We start from the raw sequence: 14,585 nt of genomic DNA on the forward strand, positions 1-14,585 counted from the left end.
GATTTGGTATTTTTTTATAGTATGTGCAAATTACGTAGATCCCAAAAAGGTATTTAGAGGTTTTAGAGTCTCTAAAAGGGGTGTCTAACTATATGAATGATTTCTAATCGGACATTATGGACACCCTAAAAAGGGAATATCGGTATAATCTACACCCTTAATATAAAGGGGGTCGGTGTTTTACCGCCTCACTTAAGGGTATTTGAAGATGTTCACGGCCTCAAGAAAAGGTGGTTAATATTGTTTATTACCATATCGTGGCCGTCTAAAGACTATCTGGGATGCTGATTCGGTGATTCATGGTAGCTAATACATGAGACGGTACGTACTTGCATACACGAAAGTAGTGATAAATAATGCTAAAGAAAAAAATTACAACTAAAGAAATATGGGTTAATATTTTTAAATTATTTTTATTTATTTATTTGGTATTTATGAGTATTAATTTTTTCTACAAAGAAATAAATAACGAACATAAAAACGCTACCGTTATTTATATAAGAAATGAGTATAAGGATAATAGTTCAAAAGGTCTTGATAAATATACAACAGTAGTAAGTGTTACATTCAAGCATGGTTACGGAGTAGAACAAGTAAATGGCGTCCGTTTGAAAGGAAATACATTTTTCCATGAAGGGGATAAAATTTCCATTTTATGGGATAGGAAAAATAAAAAAGTAACTCAAGTCAGACCATATTTTGATAATATTATGTATTCAATAATGTTAGCGTTTTGTTTTAATGAGCTTATAACTACATTTAAATTTTTAAAAAATTATTGCATTAATTTAGAATAAAATTACCTTTTTTAATTTCAAATTTGTATGCATATACGATGGCGCAATATTGCGCAGACATAAAAGGGATTAGCCAGTAACTAAGCCCTTATCTTGTTCGGATCTACATAAAATTCCGCAAATCCTTAACTTTATATATGGCTAGACTTGTACCTGTCTTTGTTTAATATCTAATATTCAAATTGTCCAATAATGGACAACATAAAAAAACCTTATCCAATACATAAGACATATATTGATTAAAAAATTGTTCGGCGGGTTTTATTTGGATAATATCAATAAAAGGGTATTTAAGACAAGGTGAATAAATTTCTGCCTATTTCTGCATAAATATGTAACTTCTAACATGGTATTGCAGTACGCAAGCCAGATATTTAAGTATACGGTAGACAGTGAGCATATTCTCTGCGATAGTAATCCGCTAGAACATATTAGACTTGTAAAGTCAGCAAAGCGTGATGTGTGCTTTTATAACGAACACCAAGCCAAGTTATTTGAAATGGGTATACGTGAGTATTGGAGCACATCTAATCAAATACCTGCGCGCTTCATCATTTTACTAAGGACCGGCGCACGTATTGGTGAGATTGCAGTGCTTAAATGGAATGATGTTAATTTTAAGGATATGACGTTAAGATTTGATGCACACATATATAGCTTGTCAAGTAAAATCAATGCGTATTATGAAGGTTTAAAAAATCACGATAAAAGCAGAGTTTTGGATATAGATAATGTTTTACTGGGGATGCTGAAAAGTTGGCAATTAGAACAATCAAAATCATCTTTATTGAATGGCCATCCGATTAATGATGACAGTTTTATATTTTGCTTGAACATCGTAACGGTAAAAATGGCTAACGAGTGCTTTATTAAACGGTATAACAAAAATTATGACGAATATTTACCATGTTTGAATTTACGTGGTTTTAGGTATACTCACGATACTTTATTAATATCTGACGGCATGAGCCTTAAAAAAGTAGCCGATAGATTAGGGCACAAAGATATAACCATTACGGCAAACATTTACGCGGAAGTTACACCAAAAGCGAAGAAGGAAGTTGTTGAACGGTTTAGTAAAATATTGGAAAATTGCCCACTCAATGAACCACAAAAAAGTTTAAGGATTATTTTTTTATGCGTGTTTAAGCGTTGGCATAACAGGTTTTTTTGGAGTTTACTGATATTTGTTAATACTTTAATCATTAATTTGGTACAATGAGTAAGTGATGATTCAGGAAACATCTTTAAATTTCACAAGGTTGCAACGCTAAAAAATATTTTTAAAATTAATATAAACAGTTAAAGTTGACCACAGAGTTGACCACAAAATATATTTTTGTTGTTGCATCAACAGTTAGGAGGGTATATGCCAGAGCTACCAGAAGTAGAGACAGTACGTCGAGGATTAACAAATTTAGTAGTTGGTAAAACGATTCAGAGTGCAGAAGTTCGTTGGGAAAAAATCCCGGGGATGTCTTCAGAAGAGTTTGATGCTGAATTAACCGGACGTAAAATTGAACGAGTTGATCGACGAGGAAAATATTTACTATTTCGGTTAAGTGGAGAGAAGACTTTAGTATCTCATTTACGTATGGAGGGGGCGTATTATACTGTGCCTGCAGGGACTGAGCCGGGCAAGCACGATTTAATTACTTTCCATTTGAGTGATAATGTTGATCTATTTTATCGTGACACACGAAAATTTGGTCGAATGAATTTGGTTGATACTGATAAGGCGATGACGGTGGCTGGCTTAGCAAAAATCGGGCCAGAGCCGACGGAAAAAACTTTAACTTTGGAATATATGCAAAAAGAATTCCAGCGTAAGGGAGCCGTTAAGCCCTTCTTATTAGATCAAAGTCATATTGCGGGGTTAGGAAATATCTATGTTGATGAGACCTTATGGATGGCGCAAATACATCCATTGCAACCAGCTAATACTATTCCGCTGGAACAGATGAAAATTTTAAGACGTGCGATTATTGATGAATTAAAAGTGGCGACAGAACATCATGGCACTACGGTACATTCATTTACGAATGCTTTTGGTGAAGCTGGTGAATTCCAAAATGAATTGAAAGTGTATGGGCGAGCAGGTGAGCCTTGTTATCGCTGTGGGACGATTTTAGAAAAAATGAAGGTTGCACAACGAGGAACGACGTATTGCCCGCATTGCCAGGTACTACATTAGGGGATAAAAGCAATGCTAAAGATTGGAATAACAGGTGGAATCGCAACGGGTAAATCCACAATTGCGCATAAATTGCGGGCATTGGGTTATGTTGTTTTAGATGCTGATCAAGCTAGCCATGATTTAACTGCACCAGGCGGGCAAGCTCTACCTGAAATTGAGCGGCAATTTGGTTTGGATATGGTAGACGAACAACATGGTTTGAATCGATCTAAGCTAGGGACATTAGTTTTTAATGATCAAACTAAATTAGCACAATTAAACCAAATTATGCATCCATTAATCAATCAAATTTTAACAAAACAATTATCAGCATTAGCCCAAAGTGGGCAACAGTTAGTTTTTGTAGAGATTCCTTTGCTTTTTGAAACAGATAACTTAATTAAGATGGATCAGGTTTTAATGGTTACAGTTGAAAATAAGCAGACACAACTAAAACGTTTGCTGAAACGCAGTCATTTATCTAAAAAAGAGGCAGAGCAACGGATAATAGCACAGATGCCGCTTGAAATAAAAGAAGCACGTTCGGATTATGTTTTAATTAATGATAACGATGAGCATGTTAATGAACAGTTGAATCAGATTCTAATGCAAATTCGTCACAGTTTGGCCTAAGAGGAGGTGAGGTGCAGTGAGCTTTAATGTGAATAATAAATTTTCTGTTGAAGGGGTGCAGCAACTTTCAACTTTCGAGTTACAAACGTTGAGTAACTTGTACCTACCATTAATTAGTGGGGATGCATTAACTTTGTATTTGGCTTTAATGCATTTACCCCGTATGAACCATAATAAAATTGTTCATACAGTTTTGTTAGACCAAATTGGAATTACTGGACCAAATTTTGTTCGAGCCCGTGAGAAGCTAGAAGGATTTGGATTGATGAGCACATTTGAGCAAGTCCTGACTTTGGAATCACAATGGGTCTATGAAATGCATGCGCCAATTAAAAATGATGAATTTTTATCAGATAAATTGTTGGTGAAAGTTTTGGTTAATCAGGTTGGCGAGTCGCAGTTTCATTGGTTAAAAGATAAGTTATTGGAGCAGCCTCCTACAATTGAAGGTAAAAATATTACTAAGGGATTTTTTGACATTATTCATGAAGATAATTTTGATCATATTCCAGAGCTCGCGACCCCGCAGACATTTCAAGCTTCTCCTTTAAAAACAGCAGAGGTTAAAAATGAACCTAGCCTAGATTTGAAATTAATGCAATCATTATTAGTGAGTTTTAATATTAGTAAACAAGATTTACAGGCAATTAGTCCAGATTTAATGTTATGGAAACGATTGTATGGACTAGATGAATTGAAATTAGTACATTTGATTCAAAAAAATATTGGCGTCAATCACCAGATTAATGTCAAAGCGATTGATCAACAATTGAGAAATGATTTCCAAAATCAACAAAGCCAATCGGTGACTGCTGAAAGAAAGATAGAAGTTGAAGTTAATGTGCCCAAAAATAAAACTGATCAAAAAGCGCCAACGAGCGCTGCGGAACAGCTGTTTAAGCAAGCCCAATCTGTGCAACCATTAGAATTTTTAGCTGATATACGGAATCAAACAGGTGGAATTATTTCTAGCAGTGAGCGTAATAGTATTGAACAATTAATTAAATACAATCGTTTGCCAGATGAAGTAATTAATATGGAAATCTATGTTTTGAGTGTTCTGGAAAAAAGGACAACTTTGCCGCGAGCAGTGCTGGAGAGCACGTATTCAGATTGGTCGCAGGCGAAGTTAAAAACAGCACAAGATGTCGTGACCCATTTGCAAAAGCGGGAACGAAATCGTAAGACTAAGCAACAAGCTCGGAAGTCGGCAACGTATCAGAAGCAGACGGCTGAGACGCAACCGGATTGGCAACATCAACAGGTCACTCAAGTTTCAGATCAAGAGCAGGCGGCTTTGAAGCAAACTTTGAGTCAAATGGATGCAAAACGGCAAGAAAAAGAAAAGAATAATAGTTAAAGTGGAGGCTGAATAATTTAATGAAATTTGTAAATTTAAAAGATCGATTAGATGAATTTGATGCTATGGTGATGCAGCATCCTCAAGGGAGCTTTGCTCAATCATCTCAACAATTGGAAGTTTTGCGCCGGCGTGACATCGACACTGAAGTCGTTGGAATTGTTGATGATAACGATGTTGTGATTGGTGGTGGGGAAGCGACTTACCAACATACTCGTTTTGGTAAAGGCATTAACTTTGATCGTGGACCGCTGTTGGATTTTAATAATCAAGAACAACTTTCAACGTTTATGCAGGGATTAAAGAAGTTTGCTAAAGAGCGGCATTTAATGTATGTTAAAATGTCGCCAAATTTGGTTTATCAAAAATTTGATAATGATGGAAATGGTATAATACAACCAGATCAAACAATGATTAATACAATCAGTTCATATGGGCTTAAGCATCTGCCATTTAAGCGTGGTTTGGTTAATTCAGCGCTAGAAGGTAAACTAAAAGATGAAGTTTCTTGGCAGTATGTAAAAGAATTTGGCGATAGTGACTACGCTGAGGTTAAGAAAACTTTTTCTAAAAACATTAGTTATTATTTGAAAAAGAATAAGCAATTTGGTGTGAAGCTCCGCCAATTACCATATGAAGAATTGAATAAGTTTTACGATTTGACTTACGAGACGGGGGAACGTATTGGTTTTGGAACGAAGACCTTAGATTACTATCAGGCTAGTTATGATAGTTATGGTGATCGGGTGATGTTTTTGGTTGCTGAACTAACTTTTTCGGATTATATTGCAGAAGAACAGAGTAAGATTGACGACTTAGATAAAAAGTTGGCCAAAATTCAAGGTAAAATTGAGAAATATCCAAATAATCAAAAGTTTGAGCGTCAGTATAGTGAATTTGATGATCAAAAGAAGTCTCACATGAAGCGAGTTGCTCGTGCTGAAAAGTTAGCTTCTGAAGCTGTTGATGATACTGTGATTATTGCAGGTGGGATGTTTATTAAGATGCCACAAGAAATGTTGTACTTGTATTCGGGGACTTATGAAAAATATATGGAGTTCTATGGCCCTTATCAGATTCAAGATGCGGTCATTCAAAATGCAATTGCTTTAGGTATTAAACGTTACAATATGTTCGGAATTGATGGATCATTTGATGGTAGCGATGGAGTTTTTGAATTTAAAAAAGACTTTAACGGGCATGCAGAACAAATGATTGGGACGTTTGAGATGCCTATTCAAGGCATGAAACTGAAGTTATATCACGCTTTGAAAAAATTCCGTGGTTAATTAGATAGAAGATAAATTTAAAAAATGTCGTCGACGATGCGGTGTACCCAAAAAGTTAAAGTAATATATTTTAGCCGATTATGCGGCCATTTGTCGGTATTCTACCGGTGAGTGGCCGTTTAATTTTGATTGAATTCGTGAGTTGTTGTAATACAGTATCCAAGAATTAATTTCAACAATCAACTCTTTTGCTGATGAAAAATAGTTCAACGGGCCGATTTCGACCTTCAGTTTATTAAAGGAACTTTCCATAACCGCATTGTCTAGAGCGGTCGCGCGACGTGACATACTTTGGAAAATACGGTTTTGTTTTAGAGTCTTACGCCATGTTCTGTGACGGTATTGCCAGCCTTGATCAGTATGAATGGTTGATTATTCAGGCAATGGTCTACTAACTGGTTTGGTAATTACTATTGAATTTTTTAAGCAAGATGGTAATAAATATAAATTGTATAATGGTACAAGTTGTACTATAATCTTCATCCAAAGCGAGGTGAATATTATGTCATTAAATTTTTTAGAAAGGAAACGAACAAGCAAAGAACTGAAAAGTAATTTTGAGTTGTTAGGTAAATCTTCAAAAGAAGTCGCAGTTGCATTAGGAACAAATGAAGATAAAATTAATGATATTCTAAATTTAAAGAACGCTAAGATGGAGGATCCTTGGATTTTAAAGAATTATATGGATACTGAAATTAGAAAAAATGGTAAGGAACCAATTAAATATTCAAAATTAGTAGGAAATCATGAAAACTATTACTTTTTAGACATTGATTATATAAATGGTAAGAAAATAGAATAAACTAAAAGCCTATCGACTAGATTTCTAGTTGGTAGGCTTTTTTGTTATGTACAGCAAATGAACAGTAACGAATAGTAGAAGGCGGTGTATAAAATATTATTGAAAAGATAAAAGTGCTACAAAAGTGTTACAACATAAAAACAAACGACCAACAAATGCGTTTATGAAGCCGTTTGTTAATCGTTTATTTTATCTATATATGCCGCTGACAGGAATCGAACCTGCACGAGATTGCTCTCACATCGACCTGAACGATGCGCGTCTACCAATTCCGCCACAACGGCAAAATACAAAGTAAAGTTTAGCATAAATAAAATTAACCGTCTAGATTGTTATCAAATTGAAATATTAAGAATATAATGGGAGTCAGTAGTTAAACGCGAATTAGTAAGTAATATTTAAAATTGGATTTAAATTACTTATCAAGGTACTTAATTTGTTATAATTGTTGCTACATATGTTACGAAACGATAGGAACCCAGGGGGAATAAGAATGATTTTTGCAGATATAAGTAATCGTCCAGATGAATGGCAGCAGTTCGTGGATGCTAGCCCGCGCGGAAATTTTGCCCAATCTGTTGGACAATATCATATCCATGAAAAGGCCCAACGCAATGTTAAAATTTTAGCAGTTTTAGATGAAGACACTAATGATATTTTGATGGGCGGAATTATTACTTGGACGCATGTCAAAATGGGGCAAGCCTTTTTGATGGATTATGGGCCAGTTGCGATTAACTATAATCCTGATGTATTGAATTTCTTCGTACAGGGTCTGCTAGATTATGCAAAACAACGAAATGGATTGTTTTTAAAAATGACTCCGGATATGTATTATCAAAATTTTGATAATCATGGGAAAGCCTTGAATGAACCTAATGATGATTTAATAGCTTTGTATGAAAATGCTGGGCTTAAACATCAACCTTTTAAGACCGGAATGACGACCGATGGAGTGGCCAGTTGGCAATATGTTAAAGATTTGCAAGACTTGACAGAGGATAATGTCATGAAATTTTATCATACGCAAGTGCAAAAAAATGTTAAGAAAGCCCATAAATACGGCGTCAAAGTCCGTTCGATTCAACGTGATGAGTTACCAATGTTTCATCAAATTACAGAAGATACCAGTAATCGGCGAGGATTTCATAATAAGTCATTAACGTATTATGAACATGCTTATGATATTTATAAAGACGATGCTTATTTCCTAGTTGCAGAAGTGAATTTAAGAGATTATTTGACGAAAGTAGAACAAGAATTACAAACGGTTCAAAATAAGCGCGATAAATTAGCTTTGAAACCAGATAATGAAAAAAAGGTTCTTAATTTAGATAATCAGCTTAAATCGTTGGTTAAAAGGGTGGCGACGGCGAGAAAGATGCTGGATGATAGTGTCACGGATGTCGCCGTAATATCAGCTGCCATGTTTATCATTACTCCGCAAGAAGTTAGTTATCTTTTCGGCGGATCATATCAAGAGTATGCCGATTTTTATGGTCCTCAATTAATTCAAGATTACATGATTCGTGAAGGAGTCCGGCGTCAAATTCCACTATATAATTTCTTAGGTATCGCTGGTAAATTTGATGGCTCTGATGGTGTATTTGAATTTAAAACGCGGTTTGGTGGTTATGCGCAGTTGATGCTAGGTAGCTTTGAGGCACCGGTTCGTCCAATGCGTTATCGAGTTTATCGGTTCTTGAAAAAATTAATCGGACGTGATTAAGATTAAATTAGTTACTAACAAAAATATGGGTTAGGTTGTTTGGCTGAAAATTTCACATGCAGTTTTAAATTACTCGATAAAAAGCCAGAAGCATTTCTGGCTTTTTATCTAGCGTTCTCAGGTGATAATCAAAAATTAATTTGTGGTGTTAAGTCATAAAAGGTTTTTTATTTAGTAAAACCACCAAATTATGGAGGATTTCAAATGACGATAACTATGCACCTTATTGAGGAATATCAAAAGCAACTTGGTTATTATCCCCAAGAAGAATGTTGGATTATATTTTTAAATTCCCAAATGCATGTATTGGGACGGCAATTAATTGCGCGGGGCGATTTAACACATGTGACCGTCCACCCGCGTGATGTTTTTCGGGGTGCAGTAGCTATTAACGCCTATTGCTTCATCGTTTTGCATAATCACCCCAGCGGAAATAAAGCTCCTTCAGCGGCGGATTTGCGAGTAGCACGTCAATTGATGGTTTGCGGTGAAATTATGCAAATTCATCTTTGCGATTTTTGGATATTAACTGCTCATGATTATTATAGTTTTCACGAACAGGAAATATTGAAAAAACAATAGGTCATAAAAAGATACAAAATTCGAGAATGACTGCGCTTTCAGGCATTGCATTTACACGAACTATTGTGCTAAAATTTAGAATATTATTGAATATAGAAATAAATATAAGAAAAGTGGGTGAGTGCTGTGTTTTCATTTGGAACTCGAAATGTAGGAATTGATTTAGGGACTGCGAATACACTTGTCTACATCGAGGGTAAAGGTATTGTGCTACGCGAGCCCACGGTGGTAGCCAGAAATAAAGAAACAAACCAGGTTGTAGCTGTAGGCGCAGCTGCTAAAGATATGTTAGGACGAACTCCTGGTTCAATTACAGCAATTCGCCCAATGCGTGATGGGGTGATTGCGGATTACGATACAACAGTTGAAATGTTAAAGCATTACTTAGGCACTGCTTTGGCTGGACATGGAGGAAAGCCTTATGTGACAATCGGTGTGCCTTCTGGTGTAACTGCCGTAGAAAAGCGTGCAGTTATTGATGCGGCCCGGGTGGCTGGAGCTAAGGATGCTTATGTCATTGAAGAACCTTATGCTGCTGCGGTTGGAGCTGGTTTACCAGTAATGGAACCAACGGGATCAATGGTTGTCGATATGGGTGGTGGAACTACTGATGTTGCAACGATTTCATTAGGCGGAATTGTATCATCACGATCAATTCGGATGGCTGGCGATCGGTTAGATGAAGCAGTTTCAACTTATATCCGTCAAAAGTACTCTGTATTAATCGGTGAGCAAACTGCGGAACGCTTGAAGATTGAAATTGGTTCTGCTGACATTGAAGCAGCAAATGAGATGCCTTCAAGTAATATTCGTGGTCGTGATTTGGTAACTGGATTGCCAAAGACACTTGAAGTGACTGCTATTGATGTGGCCACGGCGATGCGTGATGTCATCGCAGATATTGTAACTGCGATTAAAGAAACCTTGGAGGAGACTTCTCCAGAAATTGCGGCTGATATAATTGATCATGGAATTGTTTTGACCGGTGGTGGTGCTCTGTTGAAGCATATCGATACGACTATTTCAGAGCAAACCAAAGTGCCAGTCTTTGTGGCTTCAGACCCACTTGAAGCCGTTGCCGTTGGAACTGGTGAAGCCTTGAAATCAATTGAAGTATTGAAAAATAACTATTAGAAATAAGCTGAAATTTGGTTGGACGTAAAGGCTAGTAAGGGCATTTAATATGAAAAAAGTATTTACTGCACGTCGATTGGTCGTTGGGGTGCTGATTGCAATGATTACCGTTGGGGTCCTGACATTAAGTTCATATTCATTGCGTTCAGATAAAAGTCCTTCGTTACCTAACCGAATTGTCAATGACATTACGGGATGGATTTCAAACGTGGCCGCTATACCATTAGGTGGTGTTAGTCACGGTTTTGATAGCGTCGGTAACTTAATGAGCACGTACCAAGAAAATCAACAAATGAATTCTAAAGTGGATGAATTGGCGCAAGCGAAAGTACAATTACAAGTAACTAAAGCTGAAAATAAAGCTTTAAAGGAACAATTAAAATTGGATGATACGCTAACCGACTATTCCGTTGTGAATGCATCGGTGATTTCACGTTCACCAGTTAATTGGCAATCACAGTTGATTATTAATCAAGGTTCAAACGCTGGAATTAAGAAAAATATGCCAGTGATGGGGTCAGGTGGTTTGATTGGCCGTATTTCAAGAGTTGATACTACCAGTTCTAAAGTTGAATTGTTGTCTGATAATAATCAAACGGCTGATCGATTTGCCATTCGGATTGTTGCCGGCGACAATAAAGTTGTTGATGGTTTAATTACTGGCTTTGATCAAGGTAAAAATAAAATTTTAATGGAATATGTTACTTCGGACGCAGATATTAAACCAGGTGATAAAGTTGCTACCTCAGGATTGGGTGGAGTAACTCCGGCTGGTCTTTATGTTGGTGAAGTTAGCTCCGTTGAAGCTAATGATTATGGTTTGTCAAAGAAGATTTATATTAAACCTTCAACTGATTTTAACAACATTCCCATGGTATCAGTTGCGATTCCTAAATAATTGAAAATTTAAAATGAGTTAATTTAGAATAACTTGTTTTCTACAAAGGGTCGATTTTTATCGACTTTTTATTTGCATAAATGAAGGACTAGGAGATAAAAATGATAACGCAAGCAGTCATTATGTTGGTGGTCGGAATTTTTGCCGGCTTGTTGGGCTCAATTTTAGGCTTAGGTGGTGGAATTATTATTACTCCCGTTTTAACGTTAATGGGGATTGATATTAAATACGCGATTGCTGCTTCGATTGTTGCAGTCATTGCGACTTCTTCGGGTTCGGCAATAGCCTTTTTGAAAGATGATGTTTTGAATTTGCGGGTTGCAATGTTTTTGGAAATCTTTACGACTGTGGGAGCGTTGATTGGAGCCATGCTAACTGGTAAGGTCGACGGGACGGTTTTATATTTCTTATTTGGGGCCTTATTGGTATTTCAAGCTTGGAATATGTGGCGTAAATTATTCCGCCCAGCTGTAGATGTAGCAGCAGTGAAATCTGATCCAATTGCCAAAAAGCTTCAGCTAGATAATTCTTACTATGACAAAAATCTAGGCAAACAAGTGACATATCATTTACAAAACGTACCTGGTGGTGCAGCGGTTATGTTTGGAGCGGGCATTGCTTCAGGATTGTTAGGAATTGGTTCGGGAGCGTTTAAAGTGATGGCAATGGATGGAGTTATGAAAATGCCTCTGAAGCCTTCAACATCAACTTCGAACTTGATGATGGGGGTTACTGCTGCTGCTTCAGCCGTCATCTATTTCTTTAGCGGGATGATTCAACCGGTTATTGCAGTCCCGATTGCGATTGGAATTATCGGCGGATCATCAATTGGTGCGCGTTTGATGCAATATTTACCAGCGAAAAGAATTCGACAAATCTTTATTCCGGTAGTTTTGCTGATGGCATTGCAGTTGATTTTGAAAGGGCTAGGTTTAGATTAATGAAGGATGAAATCGAACGCTTAGATATTTTAATTGGAAAAATTTTGCGCATTGGAGTTGCTATTTCTTTGATATTAATGGTAGTTGGTGCAATTTTGTTAGTGTTTAAAAATCGAAATGTGGTTCTGCCGTACTTTAATTATCTGAGTTTGCGAAGCCTGCTTCAAGGAATGATGCAGTTACAACCTAATGCTTGGTTGATGGGAGGGATGTTGACTTTGATTTTAACTCCCGTTTTACGAGTGATTAGTTCTATCTTTGTCTTTGCGCAAGTTAAAGATTGGCGTTATGTCTTAATCACGAGTATTGTATTGGTGATCTTGTTGATTGCTATTTTATTTGGGGTAAAAGCAGCTTAATTAAATTTCAATTTTACAATATGCAAGGGTCGGTCGTAAAGCCATGGATATTGTATTGATAAATATGGATAAAACGAATTAGTACCTTGACAGCCAGTCAATATATTATTATAATTAAATTCTAATAAATAAAGAATAGAGGTCGCAGTGGACAAGATTAGCTAGTGGAGTCGATAGATGAGGAAGCCAGTGAAAGGGAACATTGCCGAAACAAGAGGGTAGATATATCTTTTTGTTGGTCCAGACGCTAAGAACGGTTGGATTGTCGTAATGGAAAACATTGCGGAGCGCTATCGATAAAATGATTTTGACATTTTTAGTCCGCGGTCTGTGTGTTTTCAGGCCGCGTTTTTTTGTTTATTGAGTTGATGAAACAATGTGATGGTCCGTAAGGGAGGAAATCAAATGGGACAAAATGCTGATCATGGCGGGGGAAAGTTAAAGAGAACGATGAAAACGCGGCATTTAGCCATGATTTCGTTAGGTGGAACGTTGGGAACTGGATTATTTGTGACGTCTGGTGCGACAATCTCACAGGCAGGACCAATGGGGGCTTTAGTGGCTTATGCTGTAATGGGGATGATGGTTTTTTTCTTAATGACCTCTTTAGGCGAAATGGCCACTAATAATCCGGTATCGGGCTCGTTTTCTGTCTACACTAATGATTATGTTGAACCCGCCTTTGGCTTTGCGATGGGTTGGAATTATTGGTTTAACTGGGCAATTACGGTGGCCGTCGAAGCCTCAACGGTTGGGGTGGTCATGAGTTTTTGGTATCCCAACATCCCAACGTGGATTTGGTCGGCATTAGTGTTGACCTTAATTACCGCGATTAATTTAACGTCGGCTAGGACGTATGGAGAAACCGAATTTTGGATGTCTATGGTGAAAGTGATAGCTGTGTTGGCCTTCTTAGCAATTGGGGTTTTGATGATTTTTGGCACTTTTACGTATCAACCAGATGTGGCACGTAATTTGAGCGCGGGAGGGCAGCGTGGCTTTGTCGGTGGCATTAATGGAATTTTAGCTGTCTTCATGGTTGCGGGCTTTTCTTTTCAAGGGACAGAATTAATTGGGATTACAGCAGGTGAGTCTGAAAATCCAAGTGAATCAATCCCTAAAGCTATTCGGCAAGTTTTTTGGCGGATTCTCCTCTTTTATATCTGCTCAATCTTTATTATTGGGGCAATTATCTATTATAAAGATCCAAACCTATTAAATGCATCAGAAAATAATGTTACCGTATCACCATTTACTTTGGTCTTTAAGCGCGCAGGGTTTGCAGCTGCGGCTTCCTTGATGAATGCTGTGATTTTGACCGCAGTCATTTCTTCTGCAAATTCAGGAGTCTATGCCTCTTCACGGATGCTATGGTCGATGGGTGAATCCGGTTTAGCACCTAAAATTTTTGGGAAAGTTAATAATCGAACGGGGGTTCCGGTTCCAGCGGTACTAGCCACTGTTTTTGTGGGATTACTAACATTTTTGACAGCCATTTTAGGCCCACATGTTTATTATTATTTGGTGGCAGCTTCCGGCTTGTCGGGCTTCATTGCTTGGATGGGCATTGCCTTGTCTCACTATCGTTTCCGTCGCGCACTGGTTAAGCAAGGTTATTCAACACAAGATTTGAAATATCATGCTAAGTGGTTTCCAATTGGTCCGCTGTTAGCTTTGGTTTTGAGCATTGTAGTGGTGTTGGGGCAAGATTTAGCGGCTTTCCGAGGATCAATTTCGCAATGGAATTGGGAAGGGATTATTACCACTTATATGGCAATCCCGTTATTCCTAATCTTGTATTTTGGCTATAAATGGCGACACCATTCACATTTGCGGTCGTTAGAAGAAATTGATTTAGGCGCATTGACGAAAAAATAGTAAATTA

Annotated in this window: 15 protein-coding genes, 1 tRNA gene and 1 riboswitch; of the genes, 14 read left to right on the top strand and 2 right to left on the bottom strand. The window is 37.2% G+C overall.

Annotated elements, in window-relative coordinates; translation table 11 throughout:
• Positions 1-356 precede the first annotated feature (356 nt).
• From ACJQWY_RS01475 to ACJQWY_RS01500, 6 genes are all read left to right on the top strand, one after another.
• Complete coding sequence (locus ACJQWY_RS01475) at positions 357-797, top strand: hypothetical protein (RefSeq protein WP_407075988.1); 441 nt, start codon at positions 357-359, stop codon at positions 795-797.
• Positions 798-1,143: 346 nt separating this feature from the next.
• Positions 1,144-2,019, top strand: a complete 876-nt coding sequence (locus ACJQWY_RS01480; RefSeq protein ID WP_407075989.1) for a tyrosine-type recombinase/integrase — start codon at positions 1,144-1,146, stop codon at positions 2,017-2,019.
• 147 nt (positions 2,020-2,166) lie between these two features.
• On the top strand, positions 2,167-2,991 hold the full coding sequence (mutM, locus tag ACJQWY_RS01485; protein ID WP_407075990.1) for a bifunctional DNA-formamidopyrimidine glycosylase/DNA-(apurinic or apyrimidinic site) lyase: 825 nt from the start codon (positions 2,167-2,169) through the stop codon (positions 2,989-2,991).
• A gap of 12 nt (positions 2,992-3,003) precedes the next feature.
• The gene (gene coaE, locus ACJQWY_RS01490; protein ID WP_407075991.1) at positions 3,004-3,606 is read left to right on the top strand and encodes a dephospho-CoA kinase; all 603 of its coding nucleotides are present in this window, start codon (positions 3,004-3,006) and stop codon (positions 3,604-3,606) included.
• Positions 3,607-3,622: 16 nt separating this feature from the next.
• On the top strand, positions 3,623-4,966 hold the full coding sequence (locus ACJQWY_RS01495; protein WP_407075992.1) for a DnaD domain protein: 1,344 nt from the start codon (positions 3,623-3,625) through the stop codon (positions 4,964-4,966).
• Positions 4,967-4,986: 20 nt separating this feature from the next.
• Entirely contained in the window at positions 4,987-6,255 is a 1,269-nt protein-coding gene (locus ACJQWY_RS01500) for a peptidoglycan bridge formation glycyltransferase FemA/FemB family protein (protein ID WP_407075993.1), read from the top strand.
• Positions 6,256-6,333: 78 nt separating this feature from the next.
• Here ACJQWY_RS01500 and ACJQWY_RS01505 read toward each other — a convergent pair whose 3' ends face one another.
• Positions 6,334-6,621, bottom strand: coding sequence for a transposase (locus tag ACJQWY_RS01505; RefSeq protein WP_407076112.1), 288 nt, complete (start codon positions 6,619-6,621; stop codon positions 6,334-6,336).
• Between the two features lie 136 nt (positions 6,622-6,757).
• Between ACJQWY_RS01505 and ACJQWY_RS01510 the strand changes: the two genes are divergently transcribed.
• Entirely contained in the window at positions 6,758-7,057 is a 300-nt protein-coding gene (locus tag ACJQWY_RS01510) for a DUF2316 family protein (protein WP_407075994.1), read from the top strand.
• Between the two features lie 200 nt (positions 7,058-7,257).
• On the opposite strand, the gene ACJQWY_RS01515 is transcribed toward ACJQWY_RS01510, so the two are convergent.
• Positions 7,258-7,341 (bottom strand) — tRNA-Leu (locus ACJQWY_RS01515).
• A gap of 209 nt (positions 7,342-7,550) precedes the next feature.
• Here ACJQWY_RS01515 and ACJQWY_RS01520 point away from each other — a divergent pair.
• The 7 genes from ACJQWY_RS01520 (at position 7,551) to ACJQWY_RS01550 (ending at position 14,578) form a co-directional block, all read left to right on the top strand.
• Entirely contained in the window at positions 7,551-8,786 is a 1,236-nt protein-coding gene (locus ACJQWY_RS01520) for a peptidoglycan bridge formation glycyltransferase FemA/FemB family protein (RefSeq protein ID WP_407075995.1), read from the top strand.
• A gap of 204 nt (positions 8,787-8,990) precedes the next feature.
• A complete protein-coding gene (locus tag ACJQWY_RS01525) occupies positions 8,991-9,368 on the top strand; it encodes a JAB domain-containing protein (protein WP_407075996.1) in 378 nt (125 codons plus the stop codon).
• A 126-nt stretch (positions 9,369-9,494) separates the two neighbouring features.
• Positions 9,495-10,502 carry a rod shape-determining protein gene (locus ACJQWY_RS01530; protein WP_407075997.1) on the top strand — a complete coding sequence of 336 codons (1,008 nt, stop codon included), beginning with the start codon at positions 9,495-9,497 and terminating at the stop codon, positions 10,500-10,502.
• A 49-nt stretch (positions 10,503-10,551) separates the two neighbouring features.
• A complete protein-coding gene (gene mreC, locus ACJQWY_RS01535; protein WP_407075998.1) occupies positions 10,552-11,400 on the top strand; it encodes a rod shape-determining protein MreC in 849 nt (282 codons plus the stop codon).
• A gap of 101 nt (positions 11,401-11,501) precedes the next feature.
• Complete coding sequence (locus tag ACJQWY_RS01540) at positions 11,502-12,341, top strand: sulfite exporter TauE/SafE family protein (RefSeq protein ID WP_407075999.1); 840 nt, start codon at positions 11,502-11,504, stop codon at positions 12,339-12,341.
• On the top strand, positions 12,341-12,700 hold the full coding sequence (locus ACJQWY_RS01545) for a DUF1634 domain-containing protein (RefSeq protein ID WP_407076000.1): 360 nt from the start codon (positions 12,341-12,343) through the stop codon (positions 12,698-12,700). The genes ACJQWY_RS01540 and ACJQWY_RS01545 overlap by 1 nt, the downstream gene beginning before the upstream one ends.
• 128 nt (positions 12,701-12,828) lie before the next feature.
• Positions 12,829-13,001: riboswitch (Lysine riboswitch) on the top strand.
• Positions 13,002-13,105: 104 nt separating this feature from the next.
• Positions 13,106-14,578, top strand: a complete 1,473-nt coding sequence (locus ACJQWY_RS01550; protein WP_407076001.1) for an amino acid permease — start codon at positions 13,106-13,108, stop codon at positions 14,576-14,578.
• Positions 14,579-14,585: the final 7 nt, after the last annotated feature.

The sequence above is a fragment of the Weissella kandleri genome, from assembly GCF_045504165.1.
Lineage (GTDB): Bacteria > Bacillota > Bacilli > Lactobacillales > Lactobacillaceae > Weissella > Weissella kandleri_A.